Source organism: Prochlorococcus marinus str. MIT 9302 (assembly GCF_000759975.1).
GTDB lineage: Bacteria > Cyanobacteriota > Cyanobacteriia > PCC-6307 > Cyanobiaceae > Prochlorococcus_A > Prochlorococcus_A marinus_M.
Genome location: NZ_JNAM01000010.1, coordinates 267786 through 291056, shown reverse-complemented (window position 1 = coordinate 291056; position 23271 = coordinate 267786). Strand labels below are relative to the sequence as shown.

Genomic DNA, 23271 nt, shown 5'->3' with positions numbered 1-23271 from the left:
GTCATTCGATTTCTCCTAAGTGTTCCCAGCAAAAGCTGTCAGCATTTTTCTTTAAATAGTTAATTTCTTTATTGCGTTGATCTATTAGCTCTAAATAGTCTGAGTATCTTCTATCATTTCGCTGCATCTGGAGCATTACTGTTTTAAGCTCTTTACCTTCTTCAACTGCACGTTCAATTAACTTTTTAGCTTTTCGTAGTTCTTCAAGAGTACATTCTTGAAAGTTACCAGCATCTAAAGCTGCTTTACTTACCTTTAAAAAATCTTCAAAGGCTTGTATGGCAATTCTAAAAAGTTCGTCTTTTTTAGTTTTTTGCTCCTTATATATATGAGGAGAATAATTAAAAGTATTTTCTAATTGCCTGTGAGGTTTAAATACAAAAGCCCTTCCAGAGTGACCAGCATCAGTTTTTACTAAAGCCCACTCCATACCATTAACAATTAAAGTTTCTCCAACTTTTAAATGTTGAGGAGGTGCAAAACTACTTCCGCAATGGCAAAACATGACCTCATCATTCCAACGGCAATCGCTGTCCTTGTTTCTTCCGCATACTGGGCAAGGATTCCTTTTGGATGAATATTGCATAACCTCACATACCTTTATGGAAATAAGCCTCTAACTTCTCAAGCCGTTTACTTATTTGTGCAGTTCTAACCTTTTCGGCAGACTCTTTTTCTTGTTCTAACTTCTCTTTTTCGGCAATTATTTTCTTTAATTGATCTTGCCTTACAAAAATGGCTTGTTGTAGTTGAGCCAGAATCGTAGTGTGAACACAAACATCTTCAACTAAGGAGGCCATTGCCTTATCTGGCTCTTTTTCAAACAAATTACAATAGTCATCAACTAGCTTTTTAGAATCTGATCTGATTGCATCCGAAGTTATAATTGGTATAGCGGAAAAGTCTTGATGAAAGTCAGGGCTTTTTTCTTTTGGCATTAGATAACCTCCTTATGTCTTTTAAGGCCGTCATCAATTAATGCTCTTAGTAATTCAGCATTAGAACAGTTGTAATGTTCAGCTAACTTACTAAATTGTTTAAAAATTTCTTCAGTTACACGACATTGAATAGTGGGAGTAGCATCCACTTTGCGTGTTCTTTCCTTAACATCAAGCAACATAAAATAAGATTTAAATAAACTACTTTTATATTTTTACTTGCTTGAAATGTATTGCAAATACTACAGTTTAAGGGAATAGCTCCCTTTATGTAAAGCGGTGTCAGATCGGAGACTGTCTTTGCTTTTGTTGAGGATCCTGATGGATATAAAATTGAACTTATAGAAAGAGATTAAAAGCTTGGAAGTTTTTAATTTAATAAACAAATAACAAAAAAAATAAAGATTAAATTATCAAATAAATCGTTTGCTATTAACGGAAAAAAATACCTATTAAATCTTACTGGATAAACTCTAAAGTTTTAATTGCCATATAATATTATTTCTAACATAAGGAATCCTAAATAAAAAATTTTTTAAACTTTATATACTCTATATTAAATCTATATAGAATTTGTAGACAATCTATTTAGAATTATTTATTATATAATTAACGCATAAAGCTTATGCCTAGTAATTGGTCAAAATTAAGAGATGAATGGCTTGATAGAACGGCCATTGCAAAAGATGATGCTAAATGGGCATTAGAAGCTTTAATTAATTCTGAAGAAGAGTTATTTGAAATAGAACAAAAACTCAAGAATAAAGAGGACGCTATAAGCCAAGTAAAAATTTTGAAGAAAAAGGTTAAAGAAACTATTTCCTCAAAAGAAATTAGTCTTGATGATATTGCATTAAATACTTCAAATTCAAACAAAGTACAGATCTCAGTACCATCAAATCTTACTTATCTTTTAAAAGTATGGGCCGCAGCAGAGGGTCGGGATCTATCGAGTGTTGCTTTTCAGTGTTTAGAAACTGGTCTAAGGGAAATAAAAAGCAAAGGTTCAATACCTTCAGTAGCAGTAAATAGATATGACTCGGCCTGTCAAAAAAGGATTGCACTAGCTGAAGTAAACAATCTATTGGAGAAATATGAACTAGCTCAGAATGAAATCAAATAATTATGAATAACAGAAAAATCATCAAAGGATCCAAAACATTAATATCATCAAGTTTTAATGTAGATACTTCTACAGATAAATTCAAAGATGGAATAATTTATACGCTTTATTCTGATGAATTTAATTCACTTAAAGTTGGTTTTGCTGAAAATGATAAGGTTCTAGAAAAAAAATTATCAAGTGAGGCATTAATTTTATTGGATATGAAAAAAGGCAACAAAAAAGATCTATTTTTATTAATAACCACTCTAAAAGAACTTGGGATCAAATATTCAGAAAATTTTTATTTTAAATACTCAAGTTCTTTAATGAGACATTTATCTACTTTAGGTTGGCCTATTGGAAGATCACTTTATAAACAAAGAAAGATTAAGAAAGAACTTATATTTGCATAAATTTAAATGTAATCACACTCTAAAGTTTCTCTAGTCTCTCTATTTGTGAATGGATTAGTTCCAGAAGCACTTTCACAAAATCTCCTGACAACATCTTTAGGCAAGAAAACATTTGTGAAGTCTGCGCCTTGAATTTTTACATTTTCAAACTGTGTACTATATGCAAAAGAATCCTCTAAATTAGTATTTGATAAATCAGTTCCATCTAAAACAGCTGAGTCTAAAGTTACTTCTCTTAAATTAGAGTTACTTAAATTAGTATCTTTCAATTTTGCTCCATATAGAGTCGCATTTTGAAGATCACAATCTGATAAATTTGCATCTTGTAGATCAGTTAAATAGAAAGTTGCTCCCTTTAAATCTGATCCAGAAAAATCTCCCCCTACTAGGGATTGTTTACCATAATCTAAAGCTGCAAAGCTTATAGCTGGAAAGGTTAAAACAATCATCAAAAAAGCCAAAGTTAGAAATCTCATCTATTTTGGGAAATAATTCTATAAAATTCTAACTTCTTAAGCTGAAATCTAGAAATTAATTATTTACTGAATGCTATATTTATTGAAATGATAAATAATTAATTAGATTTTGGATATAAATCCTTATGATGCAATTGTTGTTGGTTCAGGAGCTACAGGGGGAATAGCTGCACTTACATTGGCAGAACAGGGTATTAAAGTTTTAGTAATAGAAGCTGGACCAAAAATCAAAAGGCTTGAAGCTAGCAATTATGAGCCCGAAAGTACCTTAAAAAGATTATCAGGAGTTTTAACAAAAAAACATATCAAGCAATCTCAACATCCTGGTTATTGGAAAAATAATCCTGATTTGTATTCAAATGAATCAAAGCATCCTTATGACTTTCCCAAAAAAAAGCCCTTTCTTTGGACCCAAGGTAATCAATATGGGGGGAGATCATTAACTTGGGGAGGTATAACATTAAGATTTTCCTCAGGAGATTTTCATCCAGCAAAAAAAGACGGATTTGGGCCAAACTGGCCTATTTCATACGATGAACTATCACCTCACTATGATTTCATTGAAAATTTCTGTGGAATTTATGGACGAAAAGATAATATTAAAGAACTCCCAAACGGTAAATATATTGGTGAAATTCCTCTTACGGAAAACGAAAATATTTTTGGCAGAAAAATTAAATCCAAATTAAACTATCCATTTATCCAATCAAGAGGATTTGACCGCAATTCATCAGTAAAAGAAGAAAAATGGCCAAAGTCTTCTAGTTTAGGAAGTACTTTTAAAAAAGCTTTAGAGACTGGGAATGTACAAATAATCTCTAATCACTTAGTAGAGTCTTTTGAAATTAACAAGATAACGGAGCTTGCATCAAAACTGACGATCGTAAACCTAGAAAATGGAAGCAAAGAAGTATTAAATTGTGATTTAATTCTCCTTTGCGCATCAACAATTTCAACACTGAGAATACTATTGAACTCAGAATATAAATCAAATACCTCAGGGTTTAAAGATAATTCTGGGAAATTAGGTAAATACCTCATGGATCACATATCTGTATGTAGATTCTTTTCAATTCCAAAAACAAAAAACTCAGAAGAACTATCACACAATTATCCCGTTCTTTCTGGAGCAGGCAGCTTCTTCATTCCATTTGGTACGAATTTACCCACAATTGACAATATAAATTTCCATAGAGGCTATGGAATCTGGGGAGCAATTGATAGATTAGGGATTCCTAAATTTTTACAAAAAGACCAAAATACATCTATTGGCTTTCTTATTGCACATGGTGAAGTCCTCCCTAGGAAGAGTAATTCAGTTTCTCTCTCAAAAAAAACCGATGAATGGGGGATCCCAATCCCCCACATCGAATTCGAATGGAGTGAAAATGAGTTAAATATGTCTAAACATATGGTAAAAACAATCCAAAAAGCAATAGAAGCTGCGGATGGAGAAATAAAAAATATTGATGAACTAATAAATATCCCATTTGGGAGTTTATTTACAAAAAATTTAATAGCACTTTCAGATAGTCCTCCTCCTCCGGGATATTACATTCATGAAGTAGGGGGAGCACCAATGGGAATTAATGAAGAAAATAGCGTAGTTGATAAATTCAATAGATTATGGAGATGTAAGAATGTACTTGTACTAGATGGATCATGCTGGCCAACATCTTCTTGGCAGAGTCCCACACTTACAATGATGGCCTTGAGTAGAAGAGCTTGTTTAAATATTAAAAAGACTTAGAAGGTGTAAATAATTGATTTAAATAAATCTCTGAGACAGAATTATCAGTACATCCGTTTTGAACAAGAAACGTAGCCAATGCTGAATTTATAAGCTTATATTGATCCCAAGTTGGGTTACTTAATACGAAATCTTTCATAGTGTTATAAAGAGTTTCTGAAAGCTCTGTCTCTAAAGAGACTTTTTTTGAAGAGCATTCTTCAATTTTCATATCAGTTAGATTTGATTGTCTGATTTGATCCATAAATTTATTTTTTTCAACATAAACATAATTATATTTTTTTCTTTAAAAGTCAAAAAAACTTATTAACAAAATATTTGGATTATCAAATGAGACTCATGTTATAAATTATATTTTTAAAAATATACTTTTAAAATTAAGGAAATTGATAAGGGCCAATAAAAAAGTCAAGAATAATGTTGAAGTCCTGTTTTTTGTAAAAAATACTGGCACGTCTAATCCAATGTGGATTTGGACGTGGAAAACGATCAGTAAATTGTGGAAAATCCAGTTCAATATATTTTTAAGATTTTATATTAAGAATACTTATATATACTGAGTCTATTAAGACTTAACTGAGAAAGAGACGGATGATTCAGTCATTTTCAATGGATTTTCTTAAGATTTGATCTTCATTCGGCAAGCGAAGTGTAACAGGGCCTAAAGGGTGTTTTGAATTTGGATAACTACTATGGTGGTGGTGATGGTGTTCATGTTGATGAGTCTCCAAATTTTCATGTAATAAGTATCTACCTTCTGGTAAATTTGAGTTTTCTTGGTTATGAGTTGGAATATGATTTTGTATTTCACAAGCACCATTACATTCAGGATCACATAAATCACAGCTGATACCCAAACCCTCTACATGGTCATGATGACTTTCTTGTACCATTCCAACTTCTTTTTCAAAGCCAAATAAATTTGATCTATATTTACAAGTGGAGCAATTCATAAAATTCTTACCCTCGTTATTAAGAATCTCTTCAATCCTTTCTACAAAGGTGTCGACCACATAAGACTGTGATGAAAGATATTTTGCATGTATAAATGAAATATGTGGATTATTAATCGCAACTAAATCACTGTGCCTTTTTATTCTGGTAACAAGCACACCTGAGAAAAGGAAATAAGGGAAAATAATTATATTTTTATAACCAAGTCTCACAACATTTTTCAAGCCAGGTTCAACAAGTGGGAAAGTTACTCCAGAAAAAACTGTTTCTCCCCACCCTAAACCAATACCCTCTACTATCATTCTCGTAATTTTTGAAACATTGGAATTCGCATCTGGGTCAGAAGAGCCTCTACCAACAACTAATAATAATGATTCTTCAGGTTTGAGAGTATTATTTTGTTTAAATACATCTTTTACTCTTTCACAAGCTGCACTAATCATTAAATTATTAATACCTAATTCTCTTCCATAAATTATTTCAATACCTTGTTTACTTGAATAATTCATAAGCAAACTAGGTATATCATTTTTTACATGGCCAGCAGCGAAAAGCATTGCGGGTATCGCAATTACTTTTTTTATAGAATGATCTTTTAACTTGTTTAGAGCATCAACAAGTGAAGGTTTAGCAAATTCCAAGAACCCATATTCAACTAAAATGGTTGGATATCTTTTTTTAATGAGATTAGTTAATTCTTGAAATTCAGTAATGGCTAGTTTATTTCTACTCCCGTGTCCACAGATAAGGATCGCGACTTGATTATTTAACTTCGAATCTAAATTATCCAAAATTAAGTTATAACTAATACCATAATAGTAAAGAACAATATTATTTAGTGAAAAAATATAATAACCTGCTTGAAATTCCAAATATTAACTCAAAGGACGCAAAGTTAAAGAAATTAATATATGACGTGGATGATTCCTTATTTAATGAGGAAAATTATTCTAAGGAAAAATTTGAGCACCTTTGCGTATGTAGTGGAGGGACAACCTCTAGCTGTGCAAAAAATGGTTTTACAACTCTTGATCTAAGAAAAAATCACAGCAAAATTAACCTAGATAGAGAAAGTAATTTAGTAACAATTGGAGGTGGAGTAATAATGGGGGATCTAGTAAATCATTTACAAAAACATAATCGAAGTTTTCCAATCGGACTTTCTAAACTTCCTGGAGCAGGCTATATACTTACTGGGGGAGTAAGCCCACTTAGTAGAGCCTACGGATTAGCCATTGATAATATTGAATCAATAAAAGGTTTCTTGGGTAATGGCACATTTATCTCTTTAAGAAAAAATCAACTAAACCCAGAAAAACAATTGATTTGGGAAGCAATTAAAGGGGCAGCACCCTTCTTCTCAATAATTACCGAAATAGAACTTAAGACTATCCAATCTAATCCAATTAAGGTTATTGAAGGATTTGTAAATCTAAATGAACTTTCAGAAATAATACAACTATCAGAGGAATTTCCGGAAAATATTAGCCTTCAATGGATTTATGCTCAAAAAATTTACATATATGTTTTTGCTGAACTCAAAAATAATTTAGAGGATAAAAGAACAGAAGAATACTTAATCCTTCTAGACAAATTTCCTGCTCTAGAAAAACAATTTTATGAGAACTTTAACAAAATAAATTTCTTCCCAAAGGAATTGAATTTATATGAGCTGAATGCAAATAACCATTCTGAGGTAATTAGTCTTCTTGGAGAAGATTTAAAAAATGATATCCCAATTTTTATAAAATGTTTGAATGAGATAATGGATAATAAGCCTAATAATTCCTGTTATGTTGCTTCTCAGCAACTAGGTTGCAAAACTAAAAAGTTAAATCATGGCTCAAGCTTTTTTGTTCATAGAAAAAGTACTTGGAAACCATGGATATATGCATCATGGAAAAAAAATGATCTTCAAGAAAAAGAAGTCGCTTTGGACTGGATGTATAAATCGTGGAGTACCCTAAAAAGGTTTTATCCAAATATTCATTTGGCCCAATTGCATAATCATTTAAATTCTCATGAGGAAGAACTTACATTAGCTTTTGGCAATAGAATGAATGAATTAAAAACTTTAAAGAATATTTTTGACCCGCAAGGCATTTTGCCTCCTTTATGAGGTAACTTCTTAATTATAAAGAAACTTACAATGTCAAATTTCTCAAGATATTTATCTAAAAATTGGTTAGATGATCCAAAGTCAAATATTCTCTCTGGCTTAGTTGTTGCTTTTGCAATGATCCCAGAAGCAATTGCTTTTTCAGGGATAGCTGGAGTAGATCCTAAAGTTGGCCTTTTTGGTGCATTTTGCTTATCCATTACAATTGCGATTGTTGGAGGAAGAAGGGGGATGATAACTTCAGCCACAGGTTCAACAGCTCTTTTGATGACTGGACTGGTTGCTTATGGAGAATCAAAAGCTCCTGGATTAGGAGTCCCATATCTTATTGCAGCAGGAATATTAACTGGAATTTTCCAAATTCTTTGGGGATATTTAAGACTGGCTTACCAAATGAGATTCGTGCCAACAGGAGTATTAAGTGGATTTGTAAATGCACTGGCACTTTTAATATTTCAAGCACAACTACCTCAGTTAGGAATAGGTATTAAAGAATCAAAAGGATTAGTTGAACAAACTTTAAGTCAATATCCAGTTAACTCCCAGATTCCAGTAGTTTGGATCCTTGTAATCCTAGGATTAGTAATTATTTATGGGCTCCCAAAAATCACAAAAGTAGTCCCATCTCAACTTATCGCAATAATAGTAATTACTATTATAAGCATATTCTTTAATCTAGATGTCCCAACAGTGAGCGATTTGGGTAAATTACCTGATGGATTACCAAGTATTTCTCTGCCTTTTGGATCAATAGAAAATGGAAAAGTACCTTTTAGTCTTGAAACATTAGGGATAATTTTACCGACCTCACTAGCAATATCTCTTGTGGGTTTAATGGAAACCTTTTTAACTCAAGATATTTTAGACGATGTAACTGATACAAGTTCTAATAAAAATAAAGAAGCAAGAGGACAGGGAATTGCAAATATTGTGGCATCCTTATTTGGTGGAATGGCCGGATGTGCCTTAGTTGGACAATCAGTAATGAATACTGAAAATGGTGGCAAATCTAGATTATCAACCCTCTCCTCAGGTATGTCTCTCCTAATTATGATCATTCTCTTGAAGTCTTGGATTGGAGCCATACCAATGGCTGCTTTAGTAGCAATCATGATAACGATCGCAATAAGTACGGCAGATATAAATGGATTAAAAAATATTAGAAAGATACCCAAAAGCGATACTGCAGTCATGATTATGACTTTTGCAGTTACTATGCTTACTAAACCTCATAATCTTGCACTTGGAGTTATTGCAGGAGTTGCATTAGCTGCAATTCTTTTCAGCAGAAAAGTCGCAAAAGTTATAACTGTCTCAAGAGCGAAAGAAGATAATTTTACTTCTTACAAAATAAAAGGACAATTATTTTTTGTAAGTAAAATTTATTTTTTACAAGGATTTGATATTTATGAACATCCAGAAAATATTGTAATTGATATGTCTTTAGCTCATATTTGGGATCAAAGTGGCGTTGTTGCTCTTGAGCAAATTATTAGAAAATTCCAGAATGGTGGTTCAAAAGTTGAAGTTGTAGGATTAAATAAAGAAAGTCTTAACTTATTTGAGAGACTAGGTGGTATAGAAAACGCTCATTAAAAAAAGTTAATTAAGACTAACTTGTTGATAACAAAACCAAAGCCATTGCTGAAAAAGCAAATTCCTATGAGATCTCCAAGCGGTTTTTGAACTATTTAGATCAAAATTTTCAGGAGGAGGTACATCTCCCTTTTCTTTGTCTCTTTCAATTTCACTAATAATTCTATGCACAGTATATTCAGGATGGCCTAAATGCATAAGTTGCTTTTGATCATTAGATTCAAATATTGTATATCCGACGTTTTCTCCATAAGCCAACAAATTCAATTTCCCTTCTTTTTGGGCCTTCTCCATCTCCAAATCTGGTAATCCTGCAAATCTACTTTGAGGACAAATAAATTCATCATCTTGTGTACCCATCAAAGGATGTCCAGGAACAAGACTTTTTAAAGGGAATACCCCAAATAATTTCCTTTCAAAAACTTTCTTATCAACCCCTGCCAAATAAGCCAGCGCAAAGCCAGCCCAACATAATCCAAGAGTACTTGCACAAGAATTTCTGGCTTCATTTACAATTTTCACAAATTCATCCCAATACTTAACATCCTCAAAGGCTAGGTGCTCAATAGGGGCTCCAGTAATAATGATTCCATCTAACGGTTCTGGATTATTTGCTTCTTCCCAAGTTATGTATAGATTATTTAGATGACTAATATCCCATGTTTTATAAGAGTGAGTTTTAAGCTTTATCCAAACTGGCTCAATTTGAAGAGGAGATAAACCAAGTGGATGTAGCAAGTTAAATTCATACTGCTTGCCAAGAGGCATGATATTCAAAATGCCAATTCTAAGAGGACGTATATCCTGTCTTTTTGCCAATTCTGGTTCGATCCAAGATATATGATTTTTCTCAACATCACTAATCTTGTGATAGTTACTAGGAATTATTAAAGCCAATAAATCTCGTTTCCTATGTGATTTGTGAAAGTGCTTGTTCGAAATCTGCTTTTATATCATCAATATGCTCAATTCCTACAGAAACTCTTACCATCGTGGGAGTAACACCTGCAGATAATTGTTCTTCTTCAGATAATTGCTGATGAGTTGTTGAAGCCGGATGAATTACTAAAGTTTTTGAATCACCAACGTTAGCAAGGTGACTCGCTAATTTTAAGGAATCAATAAATTTCACTGCATTTTCATAACCTCCATTAAGAGAGAACATAAGCATGCAACCCATTCCCCTTCCAGTAGTATATTTTTTGGCACTTGAGTAATATGGATCGGATTCTAGGCCAGGATAATTAACACTACTTACATTAGAGTTAGAATCTAACCATTTTGCTAATTCAAGAGCATTAGAAGTTTGTCTTTCTATCCTTAAACTTAGTGTTTCCAAACCCTGCAATAACAAGAACGAATTAAAAGGACTTTGAGCTGATCCCCAGTCTCTCAGGCATTCAAGTCTTGCTCTTAACGCAAAAGCTATATTTCTATTATCAGGAACTCCCAAAGATTTGCAGATATCACTACCGAAACCAAAAGCGTCCCAATGAACGAGCCCATGATAAGCAGCGCTTGGCTCACTCATTAGTGGGAATTTACCATTTCCCCAATCAAAGGTTCCGGCATCAACAATAACCCCTCCGATACTTGTTCCATGTCCACCGATCCATTTTGTTGCACTTTCCACAACAACATCGGCTCCAAAATCAATTGGTCTTATTAAGGCACCACCAGCACCAAGGGTATTATCCACTATTAAAGGAATTCCATTTTCCTTAGCTAAAGCAGAGAGTCCCTCAAAATCTGGAATGTTGAACCTAGGATTTCCCATTGATTCGACATATATTGCTTTGGTTTTATCATCAATTTTATTTCTAAAACTATCGATACTATCACCATCAGCAAATTTAACTTCTATTCCTAATCTTGGAAATTGTACTTTAAATTGATTGTAGGTCCCACCATATAGAAAAGATGTAGAGACAAAATTATCCCCTGCTGTCATGCAGTTCACGATTGCTAAGAATTGAGCAGCTTGACCTGAGGATGTTGCAAGTGCTGCCATACCTCCCTCCAAAGCTGCCATCCTTTTTTCGAAGACATCTGTGGTGGGGTTCATAAGTCGAGTATAAATATTTCCAAATTCTTTTAAACCAAAAAGATTAGCTCCATGCTCGGCATTATCAAAGACATAGGAACTAGTTTGATAAATGGGTACTGCTCTAGAATTTGTAGTTGGATCAGGAACTTGGCCCGCATGTAACTGAAGAGTCTCGAACTTTTGGTTGCTCAAAATTTTTTAAATAATCCTATTATCTATTTAACTTAAAAAAGTCCAAAAAAAAAACAAAAAAAAGATAAATATTTATAAATCCTTTTTTAATGAAGGGTAATTATCTTTCATATATAAACTCAAATCGTCTTTTATCGCAGATCTGAGTTTCTCAATATTTGCAGAATCAATTATTGGAAAAGTTTTATTAGCTTCAGGATCTTTTTCAGTAATTGATTTCCAATTCTTACCAACATCTTTTTTAGAGTTGTTTAGAACCTCATCAAAATTGAAAACTTTATCGTTTTTTTTAGCGTCAAATTCGCTAAAAGCTTTATTTATGAGCTCTTTTCTATTTTCAAATAGATTCTTGGCTTTTAAAGTATCTGGAAGACCCATAACTGGTTGTAATTCCTTAAGAAGTTTTATTTCCTCTTCAATTAAGAGTGTCCAAACACCATGTTTATTTTTTGGAAGATTAAAATTACTAAAAATATTAATTTCATCGAGGTAAAATTTTAACCATAAATAATATGATTTTTCTTCGATAGTTTTTTTAACGGATATCTTTTTATTTTGGATCTTTGGGAGTAACTTTTCTGCTTTCTTTAAAAACTGTCTGTCTTCTCTTTCTAAATTGATTAACCCCCATCTTTGACAGTAGTCCCATAAATCTTCATATCTTGTTAAGTCTTCTTGATTCCAACCAAGAGCTTTCAGTTCATGAGAACGATGCGATAATTCCTTTTTCAAAAAAAACCTTTTAAAACCATAATAATTCTAACCCCGCAATCAAGATTAGTAAATAAATGAAGAACTTAGCTTCTTAGTAAATTAAACAAATAATCAATTATTAAAATAATTATTAATAATTTTCAATACATTGATATAACTTGGATTTTTTTTAGAAATTTGATTACTATATTTATTTTTTTTAAGATCATTTTCCTCTTTGTCAATAAACAATTTCTTGTAAAGGTTTTCAATATCATTTAAAAGATAATCTCCTTTTAATTTTTGATTTAGTTCTAAAGATAATTCAGATTTCACAGATTCTTGGCAAAAATTAGTAATTTCTTCTGAACTAATTAAAACCTTATAAATTTCTTTTTTTTCTTCTAAATTGGCATTAAAGCATAAATAAATCAGATTAATCATTGAACAATTATTGTTTTTGATTTTGAACTCTTTATAAATATCTGGCCAAAACTTTAAAGATTTTAGACCTTCTAAACCTCCTTGACTAAGAGAGTATTTATTACACCAATTTACGAATTCTGAGATATCTTTTGGACATCTATTGAGTTGCAAAAGCATATCTGATAAAACTTGTCCTGCTTGAAAATTCCGTGTTGGTTTTCCTTCAGTTGGTAAAGTCATACTCCCTAAGACATCAGCCTTAACCGCATTTAATTGAGAAAAAGTATAATCTCCTTTTTCACAAAATTTATCATTAATTATTTCCTTTGCACTAATTATTTCTTCACCATAACCAAGTTCTTTTAATGAAAGATATTTATTTTCTAATTTATTTTCTTTTCTAACTTGTAATGATACTGATGCGGCCTGATCTAAACATTGCGATAACAAAATCGTATTAATGGTAGGTAGCATTCCTGGCTTATCTGAATGAAAGTTATTTACAAAACCTGCAAATATGGATGAGATATTTTTTATTGATTTTATATATTGACATTCAACATTATGAACTCCAGGAGAAACTTGAATTTTTGGTGACAATTGATTCAAAATGCGAGCTCCTATTAAAGCAGTTAGGGCATCAGGATGGCAGAAATTTGCAGTAAAACTATCATTAGGATTTCGTAAAGCTCCGTGACGATGAAATCCTGTAAAAAAAGCTAAATTTGGATATTTATTGCAGATAATAAAAGGTTTTTTATTTTTATTATCAATGCAAAAAGAACCGACTAGACAGCCAAGAACCACATTTTCTCTTTTTAAAGTTTTTCTGAGTTCTAAAGCATGTTTAACATCATATTGTATGTGATTACTGTTTGAAGCAATAATAACTATCTCACATTTCAAGAGAAGATCTTTTAGATCAAAAGACTTTCTTTTTCCTTCTGAAGAATAATGTCCCATTCTCTTAATTTTTTCAATGATTTCATTATCCATATCAGAAAGAACATCATTTGAGAAAGCACCTAACAAATCTCTATCTTCCCTAGGAGCTAAGAGGATATTATTTGATTTTCCATGCATAGCACAGTTGTATGCTAATGATGCAGGATATAAACCAACACTGTAGAATCCAACTTTGCTGTTCTCTATATCTTCAATCAATGAATAAAAATATTTTTCATCATTTATCTTTTCTGTGAAATTATTCTTCATTTTTGGAAATTCTTGATAATTTTTTTAATTTCATACCCATACCAACATTTTTCTACATTAAAACAATTTTTGATCATAGCAAATTATTTATTGAAAATATTGAATTTTTTAATTTATAATTTCTATAAAAATGGAAACTAAGTTAAAAGAAAAATCGTTATAAATATGGAATATATGGCAAGTAATTTAAAGGTACAAAAAAAATTAATTTCTTCTAAAAATATCTTATTTATTCAAGACATTGACGGAGTTTGTATCCCTTTAGTTAAAGATCCAATGACTAGAGAATTAGACTCAAAATATATCTATGCAGTAAAAGAATTTGCAGAGGAATTCTTTGTATTAACTTGCGGTGAACATGAAGGTACAAGAGGAGTTAACAGAATAATAGAGAGGAGTTTAAGGAGTACTACTGTGCCTAAAAACAAAGAACTATATTTAAGAGGTTTAGCTGCCTGTGGAGTAGAGTATCAAGACAACAATGGTGAAATAAGTTTTGAAGGAGTCTCAGAAAAAGAACTGAATTTTTTATCTAAAGTACCTAGTTTAATAAGACCAAAATTTAATTTTATAGTTAAGAATATTTTCCCTGAACTTAGCCAAGAAGATATCAATTCTCACGCAGTAAAATCAATATGTGAAACACGCTTCTCGCCAACGATTAATTTCAATAGTCTATTTGACTTAACAAACAAAGATTCTGATAAAAGAAAGGTTATTCAAATTAGTTTTGAAAAAATGATGAATGAAATCATCTTAAAAGCTGAATCAGAAGGCCTCAAAAACTCATTTTTCCTTCATATTTCACCAAATTTAGGTAATAAAAATGGTAGAGAAACAATTAAACTTTCTTCTAAAGATGATATTGGATCAACAGACATACAATTACTTATTAAAGGAGCAGTTAAAGATTATGGAGTTTTATTTCTTTTAAATAAATTTATTAAGATTAAAACTGGCAAAGCTCCTTTTGGAAGTAATTTCAATTTTAAAAATTCGCCTAAATCTGTCAGAGAAAAAATTGATTTATGCAAAAGATCTATTCACATAGATGATATGCCTTTAATAATAGGAGTTGGGGACACAGTAACATCAAAAAAATGTAATGATGAGAAAATTTATTTAAGAGGAGGAAGTGATAGGTCTTTTCTAGAATTTATACAAATATTAGGTAATGAATTTGGTATCAATAATAAAATAATTTTTGTGGATAGTAGTTCTGGAGAAGTTGAAAGACCTTCTACAAAGAAAACTGGTTTAATAGGAATCAGTGATTTTTATGACAATTTAAAGTTCGATATTGTTTTTAAAAATGGTCCCAAAGAATATATAAGTTGGTTCATTGAACTTGCTAATAAGAGATCAAACTTTAGAAAAAATAGTTGACTTTTTAATTTTCGAATGACAAGTTATAAATAATATATTTATGAAAGAAAAATTCCCCTCAATATATAAAGAACCTATAGAAACATTGCAAATTAATATAGGTTATAAATGCAACCAGGCTTGTAATCATTGTCATGTCAATTCAAGTCCCCTAAGGACTGAAAAGATGTCAAATGAAATCGTATCTCTTATTCCAAAAATAATCGAAAAATACAAAATCAAGACTTTAGATATTACAGGAGGCGCACCAGAACTTCATCCAGAGTTTAAAAAACTAATAACCAGTTTGAGCACAAAAGCAGTTGATATTATTGACAGGTGCAATTTGACAATATTCTTTGAAGAAGGTTATGAAAATCTTCCTCAATTTCTTGCAAAGAATAAAGTAATAATTACTGCTTCACTTCCATGTTACGAAAAAAATAATGTTAATTTTCAAAGGGGTCTTGGGGTTTTTGAAAAAAGTATTAATGCTATAAAAATACTTAATGATTTAGGCTATGGAAAGAAAGAAAATGGATTGCAATTAAATCTTGTTTACAATCCTGTAAGCCCAATTCTCCCTCCTTCTCAGAAAATATTGGAACAGGATTATAAAAAAATACTATACGAAAAATATAATATCGTTTTTAATAACTTATACACAATAACTAATATGCCAATAAATAGATATGAAGAATTTCTAAGAAGAGAAGGAAAACTAAATACTTATTACAAATTACTAAAAGAAAATTTTAATGAAAATAATTTAGAAAATCTTATGTGCAAAAAAACCATTAGTGTAAATTGGCTTGGAGAAATTTATGATTGTGACTTTAACCAACAGATAAATTTCCGAGAGAATAAAGGACCAAAGACACTTTTTGATCTATTGGATGAATCATTTACTTTTGACTACAGGGTGGCTGTTAAAGAACATTGTTTTGCTTGCACTGCAGGTGCAGGATCTAGTTGCGGAGGGACTTTAAGTTAAAATATGCTAAATGCAATTAGGACATATAGCTCTTACGTTTAAAGAGGATTCAATTAGTTTAAACCCATTAATTTTTGCTGCAACTTTGCCTGCTTCTAAAACTTCGTCATTTTCGAATTCTTCTGTTCTTCCACACCTAATACAAATTAAATGATGATGATCAGGAGTTTCGTTACTAAGCAACTCATATCTGTGTCCTCCCTCACTGAGTTCTAATTCATGAAGCAAGCCCATTTGAACTAAAAGTCTTAAAGTTCTATAAATTGTTGCAAGTGAAACCTTGGAACTTGATTTAACTAACTTTTCATGAACCTCTTCAGCACTAAGATGCTTCCCAGAACCAATATTTTCAAATAAATTAAGAACCTTAAGCCTCTGAGGAGTCAACCTCTTCCCATCTTTATGTAAACCATCACCAAGAGGCGATGAAATGACATTGTATTGAGAGGATAATGACAACAATTAACCCATGGCTATTCTCAATAATAACTCTAGATGAGATTAAAACAACTTTTTGATTTAAAATGTTTACTAAATTTCTTCAAAATATTATGTTGAATATATCTTTAAATAGAAATGATGAAAGATCATGAAAAATCTTCTGATAAGCTATCACCAAAAGTGAATGCTTTACTAATCATAGATGTTCAAGAAAAAATTATAAAAGCCGTATTTAATAAGGATTCAATAACCAAAAACATCAAAAAGCTAATAGAAGCCTACCAAATTTTAGAAGAAAACATTTTTGTATCTGAACAGAACCCATTCAAATTGGGTGCAACAATCCCTGAATTATTGCCCAAAGTGGCATTTAAAAAAATTGAAAAAATGGAATTTAGCTTAGCTAACATACAAGAATTTTTGAAAGAACTTAAAAATAAGAAAATTACAAATTTGATAGTTTGTGGTATCGAAACGCATATTTGTATTCAACAAACAGTCTTAGATTGTTTAAAAAAAGGATTTGAAGTTATTCTCATATCAGATGCTATGAGCAGTCGAAATAGGGTAGATCATGAAATAGCATTACAGAGAATGATTCAGAGGGGAGCGATCTTAACAACTACTGAATCAATAATTTTTGAATTATGCAAAACCGCGGATAGAAAAGAATTTAAAGAAATTAGAAATATAATAATGAGTTGAAGAAAAAATTAAGACTGGTTTGTTGTTTAGAGATAATTTAGAATTTTATTAGAGATAAATTTATAGGGTTTATTTAAATATGAAATTAGTTACTGAAAACTTCCTTCTAGCAATATCTATTTTTTTTATTGGAATTTTATCGTCGATAATAATTTCTAAACTTTCAAAAATATTTTTTAAAAAGATCTCCAAAAGGACAAAAACAAATTTCGATGATTTTATTTTTGAAGTAATCTCTGGAATTATAAAACCTATAGGTTTCATCCTCTCATTTTATTTTTCAATTGATTATTTTTTTGCTGATGAAATAACTTTTATTTCTGTTTTATTGAATATTCAAAAATTATTTATATTGATAATCACTATAAAAGCTCTCAACAAAGTTTTAATTAGATCTTTAACAGAATCCACATCAAAAATTAATGATTCCTCAATCAGTTCAATGATATCATCACTAACTCCTTTGATAAAAGCATTAACATGGACTATTGGTTCAATATTTTTCTTACAAAATATAGGTGTTCAAATGACTGCTATTTGGGCTTTACTAAGTGCAGGTGGAATTGGAGCAGGATTAGCTTTGAAAGATCCAGTTCAGGAGTTCTTTGAATATATAACAATTTTGCTTGATAAACCTTTTCAAAAAGGTGAGTTTATAAAATCTGATGGAGTCCTGGGAATGGTTGAGAGAGTAGGAGTAAGATCATCAAGGATAAGAAGTATTAATGGAGAAGTAATAGTAATGAGCAACAGCGCCCTTACAAATGGAATAATTTCAAATTACGCACAGATGGAAAAAAGAAGGTTAGTGCATAAATTAGGAGTAGTTTATGAAACCTCTCCAAAACTTATGAAATTGATCCCAGCAATAATTCAAAAAATAGTTGAAGAGACAAAAGATGCATCTTTTGATAGATGTCATTTCACAGATTTTGGCGACTTCAGTCTTAATTTTGAACTTGTTTATTACATACCAACGAATAATTATCTTGCTGCAATGGAAGCTCAACAATCTATAAATTTAAAAATAATTGAGGAATTCGCATCTAATAATATAGATTTTGCATTCCCAACACAAACCTTAAATATTGAAAGTAACAAAGCCAAATGATTTGCAAATCTCGTCACTTAAAATCCAGAGTTTTGAAGCTAACTCAGAACTATTTGCTTCATCACTAACCTTACTTTCAACTAATTTATGTTTTTTAAAAGATATAAGTTTATTACTTAAATGTATGTATGCAATATTATTAAAATTTGAATCAAAAACAATCTCAGAAAGAATTTTTCCAGCATTTTCAACACTTTCAGAAATTCCTAAAATATTTTTTGCAAATTTAGAAAAAATAAAATATCCAAAGAGGTTAAAAGATTTACTATATCTAAAAAAACCTGAATCATCATCTGGGATTACAAGACCAGGAGCCCAAGTAATTACAGAAATCTTACTAGAAGAAATTTTTAATTTGTTTGCAAGTTCTTTTGCAAACAAAATATTACATAACTTACTATTTTTATAAGATTCATCAGCATTAAAATTTAAAAATCGTCCAGTAACTTTTTTTCTAAAATCAACCAAATTATTAAGTCCTGCTTTCTTTCCTATATTTCCTCCTGAGCTTTTGGGGTCGTGAACATCTGATGATGTAATAATAATTCTGGATCCTTCTTTATCTCTAACAAAATCTTTTAAAAGATTTACCAAGTAAAAATGTGCAAGATGATTAACTGCGAAAGTTAGTTCTATTCCTTGTTTTGATACTTTAGGATAGAATGAACCTGTATACTGCAAACCTGCATTTAAGATAACTACATCTAAAAATATATTTTTACTAATTAGATAATCTTTAATTTTTTTTATATTATCTAAATCAGAAAGATCACAATTTTCAATAATATTTAAATATTTACTAAGGTAATTTTTATCAAAATGTTTCTCAATACTTCTTAAAAAATCATTCTTTCTTAATTCAGATTTTATTACAATGTATAAATTATTTTTAGTTTTTAGTAAATTTATAATTGCAAAGAAACCAATCCCTGAATTACCTCCAGTAATTAAAATATTTTTATTTTTAATCATTAAAACTTGATATATATTTATATAATAAAAAAATAATTCTAAGTTTCTTTTTTTGTAATCTTATAAATTATTGTTAAAACACTGAAAACTTATTCACTAGTATTTAAGTATTTTTATTAATATAAATCTACATTCTTATTAAAAGTATTGAATGAATAATAAAAAACTAGTAGCAGAAGTTATATTTTGTTTCACAAATTCCTTTAATAATAATATTTATATTTAATGTCAAAACAAAGCTTACCAGATGTTCTTGTTTTGGGTGCAGGACCTGCGGGGATGGCAATTGCATCAGCTTTAGGCAAGGAGAAATTAGATGTTGAAGTCCTTTCTCCAAAGGGACCAGATGAACCTTGGCCAAATACTTATGGTATTTGGGGGGAAGAAGTTGATCAACTTGGTCTTCAGGATTTACTCGAATATAGATGGAAGAATACTGTAAGTTTTTTTGGGCATGGTGCTTTAGAAGAACAGCACGATGAGAATAAAGCTACTGAACATTCATTAGATTACGGACTATTTGATAAGAAGAAACTCCATAATTTTTGGCTTAATGAATGCAACAAGTCTTTTATTAAATGGCATCAAGGCTATGCAGATAAAATACATTTTGAAAAATATAAAAGTACTGTCACTACAAATGATGGCAAGACTTATTCTGCAAGATTAGTAGTAGATGCAACAGGATATGATCCTGTTTTTCTTAAATTAAAATCATGTGGTCCTTTGGCAGTCCAAACTTGTTATGGGATAGTGGGGAATTTTAGTAAACCCCCGCTTAAAAAGGGGCAGTTTGTATTAATGGATTATAGAAATGACCATCTTAATGAAGAGCAAAAAAAAGAACCACCCACTTTTCTTTATGCAATGGATATGGGAAACGGTAAATATTTTCTTGAAGAGACATCTCTTGGTTTAGTAAATCCTTTAACAATGGAAAATTTAAAAGAAAGATTGGAGAAAAGGCTATCTTATCGAAATATATCTATAACAAGTATGCAACACGAAGAACTTGGTTTGTTTCTACCGATGAATATGCCAATACCAGATTTCAAACAACAAATACTTGGATATGGTGGGGCTGCTTCAATGGTGCATCCTGCCTCTGGATACTTAATTGGTAATCTTTTAAGAAGAGCTCCACTTGTCGCAAAAGCAGTATCAGAAGCAATAAAAAACAAAAACCTTAGTACCTATCATATTGCTAGAAGGGGTTGGGAGACTTTATGGTCAAAAGAATTAATTAGAAAGAAATCACTTTATCAATTTGGATTGGAAAAACTCATGAGGTTTGACGAAAAACTCCTGAGAGAATTTTTTGGCAGTTTTTTCAAACTACCAAAAAATCAATGGTATGGTTTCCTAACAGATACTTTATCCTTAAGAGAGATTGTATATGCGATGTGCATAATGTTTATAAAGGCTCCATGGAGTGTAAAGAAAGGTCTAATGATTATGCATGGTAGAGAGTTTAAAATGTTGCTTAGGATAATATTTCCAAATATATAGTTCAAAATGAGAACCATCCTAATAAGTGGAGCTAATAGGGGTATTGGACTAAATATTGCATATAAAGAATTAAAAGAAGGCAACAGAATTAGTGTTGGTATTAGAGACTTAGAATCATTAAAAGGAAGCTTCATTGATCCAAATAAATGGCCAAAGGGGAGAATTTTAGTTAACGAATATGATGCATTAAAAAAAAAATCAGCCGAAAATTGGATAAAAAATACCCTAGATGAATTTGGGGGATTTGATTCAGTAATAAATTGTTCTGGAGTATTATCAAAAGTTCCTTTCTTATTTAAAAATGGCGATGAAGAAGAAATTTTAAATACACTAAATATCAACTTTTTAGCAATTTGGAATTTATGTAGGCTTTCTTGGGAACATTTATGCGCTTCAGACAGAGGTAGAATAATAGTCTTAGTTTCAATGAGTGGCAAAAGATCCAAAGGGGATTTAGCCGCTTATTCTTCTTCAAAATTTGCTTTGATGGGATTATGTCAAACAATGAAAAATAAAGGTTGGGATAAAAATATAAGAATTTCAGCCATTTGCCCAAGTTGGGTAAATACAGAAATGGCCCAAAACATCTCATCCCTAGACAAATCAAGGATGACGCAACCAGAGGATATTGCCGAGATATGCTCAACTATTCTGAAGCTGCCAACACAATCAGTGCCATTTGAAATCGCCTTAAATTGTAATTATGAAATTTAGGCTAAATTAAAAATTAAGTAAGCCATTGTTAGCATTGCAATTGCTATAAATAAGCCTTTTATTCGATTAGTTAACAATGAAAAAAGAGATAAATCTTCAGAAAAATATCCCCCAAAACTACCTGTAATAAATAACACAACCATTGGTAGAGATGCCGCTCCAAAAGCATAAGATATGGATTTTATAAATCCAAAATCTAAATAATTTAGAATCAAGTCGCTTAATGAAAACAATAAAAAAGAGGCGAACAGAGTAATGGAAACTTCAGCATCTAAAGTGTGAGGTAAGCTTCCCTTTAATTCAAATTGCTTTTTACATTCTCTAATCTGTCTTTTAGAAAGCTTTAAATAACCGGTTTCCGGAATTCTTTGGGCCTTATATTTTCTTAGTAACCTTGCTTCAAGAGTTTCTGGCTCCTTTGTCATAATTGATGTTAATAATTCATCTGGTTTTAATTTATTAATTTTCTTTTCAAGATTATCCGTTTTGCCAATTCTATAAAGATCTCCTACTCTTATGAGGTAAACATATCCCGACATTTGCGTTGTAAAATTAAATCTATTCCTATTTAAATAATACTAAAAGAATTTAGGAAATTAAAAGTTTTTACAAAATGACAAACGATATTTTATATTCATTTAGAAGATGTCCATACGCAATTCGTGCTAGATGGGCCCTATTAATTTGCGAAATCAACATAGAAATAAGAGAAATTGATTTAAAAAATAAACCTCTTGATTTTCTAAATAAATCAAAGACAAAAACCGTCCCAATACTAATTAAAAAAAATAGTGAAGTTATTGAAGAAAGCTTAGAAATCATCCTATGGGCACTATCAGAGTCAAAAAAGAAAAACATTAAAGTTATGTATTTTCCTGACAATAAGAAGGAGGATATTCTTGAAATAATTAATGAAAACGATAATGAATTCAAATATCATTTGGATCGATTTAAATATTCCACGAGATATCAGACTAGTAATGAAGAATTTCATTTCACAAAAGCAATTCAAGTTATTAAGAGATGGAACCAACTTCTCGCAGAAAATAAATATTTTTTTGGAGATAACCCCACAATCGCTGATTGGTCTATTTGGCCTTTTGTAAGACAATTTAAAATCGCTTGTGAAAGTCAAAAAAGAACAAATTATTTAGAGCCCCCAATAAAAAACTGGTTAGATTCCTTTGAAAAAGATAGAAAATTTAAATCCTTAATGTATAAGTACGCATTATGGGAACCAAATTGCAGAAAGAATTATTTCCCTTCTAATTAGCTTTCTAACAAATTCCTTTTCTCAATTATCCTTGCTAACTCCAAAAAATATCCTGCAGTCCTAAATTTACCAATATTCTTTTCCTTAAAATCAAGGTCGCTTCTGATTTCTGCAGTCTCGGCCATAAGCAAATCCAATTCATTTGAAGCAAGGCTATACAATTCACCAAGTTCGATTTCCCTGCCAAGTAAATGACTCCTAAACCACTTCCCTTTATTTTCTTGAGGTGGAATATCGTATGGAGTAAATGACATTAAAATAAA

The 23271-nt window shown here is 30.9% G+C and carries 26 protein-coding genes; 12 read left to right on the top strand and 14 right to left on the bottom strand.

The window, feature by feature from the left end; genetic code table 11:
• Position 1: 1 nt before the first annotated feature.
• The 3 genes from EU96_RS09650 to EU96_RS03005 are packed head-to-tail and all read right to left on the bottom strand — an operon-like array spanning position 2 to position 1120.
• Positions 2-586: a hypothetical protein gene (locus EU96_RS09650; protein WP_052044261.1), complete on the bottom strand. Its 585-nt coding sequence runs from the start codon at positions 584-586 to the stop codon at positions 2-4.
• Positions 587-590: 4 nt separating this feature from the next.
• Positions 591-938 (bottom strand): hypothetical protein, encoded by a 348-nt coding sequence (locus EU96_RS03000; RefSeq protein WP_032526951.1) that lies wholly within the window; start codon positions 936-938, stop codon positions 591-593.
• Positions 938-1120 carry a hypothetical protein gene (locus EU96_RS03005; protein WP_032526950.1) on the bottom strand — a complete coding sequence of 61 codons (183 nt, stop codon included), beginning with the start codon at positions 1118-1120 and terminating at the stop codon, positions 938-940. Before EU96_RS03005 ends, EU96_RS03000 begins: the two co-directional genes overlap by 1 nt.
• A 443-nt stretch (positions 1121-1563) precedes the next feature.
• Between EU96_RS03005 and EU96_RS03010 the strand changes: the two genes are divergently transcribed.
• Both EU96_RS03010 and EU96_RS03015 read left to right on the top strand, forming a co-directional pair.
• Positions 1564-2061: a VHS domain-containing protein gene (locus tag EU96_RS03010; protein ID WP_032526949.1), complete on the top strand. Its 498-nt coding sequence runs from the start codon at positions 1564-1566 to the stop codon at positions 2059-2061.
• A gap of 2 nt (positions 2062-2063) precedes the next feature.
• Positions 2064-2456, top strand: a complete 393-nt coding sequence (locus EU96_RS03015; protein WP_032526948.1) for a hypothetical protein — start codon at positions 2064-2066, stop codon at positions 2454-2456.
• A gap of 2 nt (positions 2457-2458) precedes the next feature.
• On the opposite strand, the gene EU96_RS03020 is transcribed toward EU96_RS03015, so the two are convergent.
• Positions 2459-2932 (bottom strand): pentapeptide repeat-containing protein, encoded by a 474-nt coding sequence (locus tag EU96_RS03020; RefSeq protein WP_032526945.1) that lies wholly within the window; start codon positions 2930-2932, stop codon positions 2459-2461.
• Between the two features lie 109 nt (positions 2933-3041).
• Here EU96_RS03020 and EU96_RS03025 point away from each other — a divergent pair, with 109 nt between their 5' ends.
• Complete coding sequence (locus EU96_RS03025) at positions 3042-4682, top strand: GMC oxidoreductase (protein WP_032526944.1); 1641 nt, start codon at positions 3042-3044, stop codon at positions 4680-4682.
• Here the strand turns inward: EU96_RS03025 and EU96_RS0109250 are convergent.
• Positions 4669-4926 carry a DUF2811 domain-containing protein gene (locus EU96_RS0109250; protein WP_032526943.1) on the bottom strand — a complete coding sequence of 86 codons (258 nt, stop codon included), beginning with the start codon at positions 4924-4926 and terminating at the stop codon, positions 4669-4671. The two genes, EU96_RS03025 and EU96_RS0109250, sit on opposite strands and share 14 nt — an antisense overlap.
• 352 nt (positions 4927-5278) lie before the next feature.
• The gene (locus EU96_RS03030) at positions 5279-6427 is read right to left on the bottom strand and encodes a sirohydrochlorin chelatase (protein ID WP_416406687.1); all 1149 of its coding nucleotides are present in this window, start codon (positions 6425-6427) and stop codon (positions 5279-5281) included.
• Between the two features lie 47 nt (positions 6428-6474).
• On the opposite strand from EU96_RS03030, the gene EU96_RS03035 reads away from it, so the two are divergent.
• Complete coding sequence (locus EU96_RS03035; protein WP_032526941.1) at positions 6475-7755, top strand: FAD-binding protein; 1281 nt, start codon at positions 6475-6477, stop codon at positions 7753-7755.
• Positions 7756-7785: 30 nt separating this feature from the next.
• On the top strand, positions 7786-9351 hold the full coding sequence (locus EU96_RS03040; RefSeq protein ID WP_032526940.1) for a SulP family inorganic anion transporter: 1566 nt from the start codon (positions 7786-7788) through the stop codon (positions 9349-9351).
• A gap of 6 nt (positions 9352-9357) precedes the next feature.
• On the opposite strand, the gene EU96_RS03045 is transcribed toward EU96_RS03040, so the two are convergent.
• From EU96_RS03045 to EU96_RS03060, 4 genes are all read right to left on the bottom strand, one after another.
• Positions 9358-10248: a homoserine O-succinyltransferase gene (locus EU96_RS03045; RefSeq protein WP_032526939.1), complete on the bottom strand. Its 891-nt coding sequence runs from the start codon at positions 10246-10248 to the stop codon at positions 9358-9360.
• 13 nt (positions 10249-10261) lie between these two features.
• The gene (locus EU96_RS03050; RefSeq protein WP_011376198.1) at positions 10262-11590 is read right to left on the bottom strand and encodes an O-acetylhomoserine aminocarboxypropyltransferase/cysteine synthase family protein; all 1329 of its coding nucleotides are present in this window, start codon (positions 11588-11590) and stop codon (positions 10262-10264) included.
• Positions 11591-11662: 72 nt separating this feature from the next.
• Entirely contained in the window at positions 11663-12322 is a 660-nt protein-coding gene (locus EU96_RS03055; RefSeq protein WP_032526938.1) for a hypothetical protein, read from the bottom strand.
• Positions 12323-12415: 93 nt separating this feature from the next.
• Positions 12416-13924: a hypothetical protein gene (locus EU96_RS03060; RefSeq protein ID WP_032526937.1), complete on the bottom strand. Its 1509-nt coding sequence runs from the start codon at positions 13922-13924 to the stop codon at positions 12416-12418.
• Between the two features lie 165 nt (positions 13925-14089).
• On the opposite strand from EU96_RS03060, the gene stpA reads away from it, so the two are divergent.
• Complete coding sequence (gene stpA, locus EU96_RS03065; RefSeq protein WP_032526936.1) at positions 14090-15310, top strand: glucosylglycerol 3-phosphatase; 1221 nt, start codon at positions 14090-14092, stop codon at positions 15308-15310.
• A 40-nt stretch (positions 15311-15350) separates the two neighbouring features.
• The gene (gene arsS / locus EU96_RS03070) at positions 15351-16283 is read left to right on the top strand and encodes an arsenosugar biosynthesis radical SAM (seleno)protein ArsS (protein ID WP_032526935.1); all 933 of its coding nucleotides are present in this window, start codon (positions 15351-15353) and stop codon (positions 16281-16283) included.
• A 6-nt stretch (positions 16284-16289) separates the two neighbouring features.
• On the opposite strand, the gene EU96_RS03075 is transcribed toward arsS, so the two are convergent.
• Entirely contained in the window at positions 16290-16742 is a 453-nt protein-coding gene (locus tag EU96_RS03075; RefSeq protein WP_032526934.1) for a Fur family transcriptional regulator, read from the bottom strand.
• A 120-nt stretch (positions 16743-16862) separates the two neighbouring features.
• Between EU96_RS03075 and EU96_RS03080 the strand changes: the two genes are divergently transcribed.
• Positions 16863-17429, top strand: coding sequence for an isochorismatase family protein (locus EU96_RS03080; RefSeq protein ID WP_032526933.1), 567 nt, complete (start codon positions 16863-16865; stop codon positions 17427-17429).
• Positions 17430-17508: 79 nt separating this feature from the next.
• Positions 17509-18540 (top strand): mechanosensitive ion channel family protein, encoded by a 1032-nt coding sequence (locus EU96_RS03085; RefSeq protein WP_032526932.1) that lies wholly within the window; start codon positions 17509-17511, stop codon positions 18538-18540.
• Here EU96_RS03085 and EU96_RS03090 read toward each other — a convergent pair.
• Positions 18511-19512, bottom strand: coding sequence for an SDR family NAD(P)-dependent oxidoreductase (locus EU96_RS03090; protein WP_032526930.1), 1002 nt, complete (start codon positions 19510-19512; stop codon positions 18511-18513). The two genes, EU96_RS03085 and EU96_RS03090, sit on opposite strands and share 30 nt — an antisense overlap.
• Positions 19513-19737: 225 nt before the next feature.
• On the opposite strand from EU96_RS03090, the gene crtL reads away from it, so the two are divergent.
• Together crtL and EU96_RS03100 are read left to right on the top strand one after the other, a co-directional pair.
• The gene (gene crtL / locus EU96_RS03095) at positions 19738-21021 is read left to right on the top strand and encodes a lycopene beta cyclase (protein WP_032526929.1); all 1284 of its coding nucleotides are present in this window, start codon (positions 19738-19740) and stop codon (positions 21019-21021) included.
• 6 nt (positions 21022-21027) lie between these two features.
• The gene (locus EU96_RS03100; protein ID WP_032526927.1) at positions 21028-21735 is read left to right on the top strand and encodes an SDR family NAD(P)-dependent oxidoreductase; all 708 of its coding nucleotides are present in this window, start codon (positions 21028-21030) and stop codon (positions 21733-21735) included.
• On the opposite strand, the gene EU96_RS03105 is transcribed toward EU96_RS03100, so the two are convergent.
• Positions 21732-22274 (bottom strand): GIY-YIG nuclease family protein, encoded by a 543-nt coding sequence (locus EU96_RS03105; RefSeq protein WP_032526926.1) that lies wholly within the window; start codon positions 22272-22274, stop codon positions 21732-21734. The genes EU96_RS03100 and EU96_RS03105 overlap by 4 nt on opposite strands.
• A gap of 74 nt (positions 22275-22348) precedes the next feature.
• On the opposite strand from EU96_RS03105, the gene EU96_RS03110 reads away from it, so the two are divergent.
• Positions 22349-23008, top strand: coding sequence for a glutathione S-transferase (locus EU96_RS03110; RefSeq protein WP_032526925.1), 660 nt, complete (start codon positions 22349-22351; stop codon positions 23006-23008).
• Here EU96_RS03110 and EU96_RS03115 read toward each other — a convergent pair.
• Positions 23005-23262 carry a hypothetical protein gene (locus EU96_RS03115; RefSeq protein ID WP_032526924.1) on the bottom strand — a complete coding sequence of 86 codons (258 nt, stop codon included), beginning with the start codon at positions 23260-23262 and terminating at the stop codon, positions 23005-23007. The two genes, EU96_RS03110 and EU96_RS03115, sit on opposite strands and share 4 nt — an antisense overlap.
• Positions 23263-23271 lie beyond the last annotated feature (9 nt).

Bases quoted from the DNA above. Each gene is read 5' to 3' on its own strand.
- EU96_RS03080 (WP_032526933.1), top strand. From the start codon at position 16,863: ATGAAAGATCATGAAAAATCTTCTGATAAGCTATCACCAAAAGTGAAT.
- EU96_RS03085 (WP_032526932.1), top strand. From the start codon at position 17,509: ATGAAATTAGTTACTGAAAACTTCCTTCTAGCAATATCTATTTTTTTT.
- crtL (WP_032526929.1), top strand. From the start codon at position 19,738: ATGTCAAAACAAAGCTTACCAGATGTTCTTGTTTTGGGTGCAGGACCT.
- EU96_RS03115 (WP_032526924.1), bottom strand. From the start codon at position 23,262: ATGTCATTTACTCCATACGATATTCCACCTCAAGAAAATAAAGGGAAG.
- EU96_RS03015 (WP_032526948.1), top strand. From the start codon at position 2,064: ATGAATAACAGAAAAATCATCAAAGGATCCAAAACATTAATATCATCA.
- EU96_RS03040 (WP_032526940.1), top strand. From the start codon at position 7,786: ATGTCAAATTTCTCAAGATATTTATCTAAAAATTGGTTAGATGATCCA.
- EU96_RS03110 (WP_032526925.1), top strand. From the start codon at position 22,349: ATGACAAACGATATTTTATATTCATTTAGAAGATGTCCATACGCAATT.
- EU96_RS0109250 (WP_032526943.1), bottom strand. From the start codon at position 4,926: ATGGATCAAATCAGACAATCAAATCTAACTGATATGAAAATTGAAGAA.
- EU96_RS03090 (WP_032526930.1), bottom strand. From the start codon at position 19,512: ATGATTAAAAATAAAAATATTTTAATTACTGGAGGTAATTCAGGGATT.
- EU96_RS03105 (WP_032526926.1), bottom strand. From the start codon at position 22,274: ATGTCGGGATATGTTTACCTCATAAGAGTAGGAGATCTTTATAGAATT.
- stpA (WP_032526936.1), top strand. From the start codon at position 14,090: ATGGAATATATGGCAAGTAATTTAAAGGTACAAAAAAAATTAATTTCT.
- EU96_RS03010 (WP_032526949.1), top strand. From the start codon at position 1,564: ATGCCTAGTAATTGGTCAAAATTAAGAGATGAATGGCTTGATAGAACG.
- EU96_RS03000 (WP_032526951.1), bottom strand. From the start codon at position 938: ATGCCAAAAGAAAAAAGCCCTGACTTTCATCAAGACTTTTCCGCTATA.
- EU96_RS03020 (WP_032526945.1), bottom strand. From the start codon at position 2,932: ATGAGATTTCTAACTTTGGCTTTTTTGATGATTGTTTTAACCTTTCCA.
- EU96_RS03100 (WP_032526927.1), top strand. From the start codon at position 21,028: ATGAGAACCATCCTAATAAGTGGAGCTAATAGGGGTATTGGACTAAAT.
- EU96_RS09650 (WP_052044261.1), bottom strand. From the start codon at position 586: ATGCAATATTCATCCAAAAGGAATCCTTGCCCAGTATGCGGAAGAAAC.
- EU96_RS03005 (WP_032526950.1), bottom strand. From the start codon at position 1,120: ATGTTGCTTGATGTTAAGGAAAGAACACGCAAAGTGGATGCTACTCCC.
- EU96_RS03060 (WP_032526937.1), bottom strand. From the start codon at position 13,924: ATGAAGAATAATTTCACAGAAAAGATAAATGATGAAAAATATTTTTAT.
- arsS (WP_032526935.1), top strand. From the start codon at position 15,351: ATGAAAGAAAAATTCCCCTCAATATATAAAGAACCTATAGAAACATTG.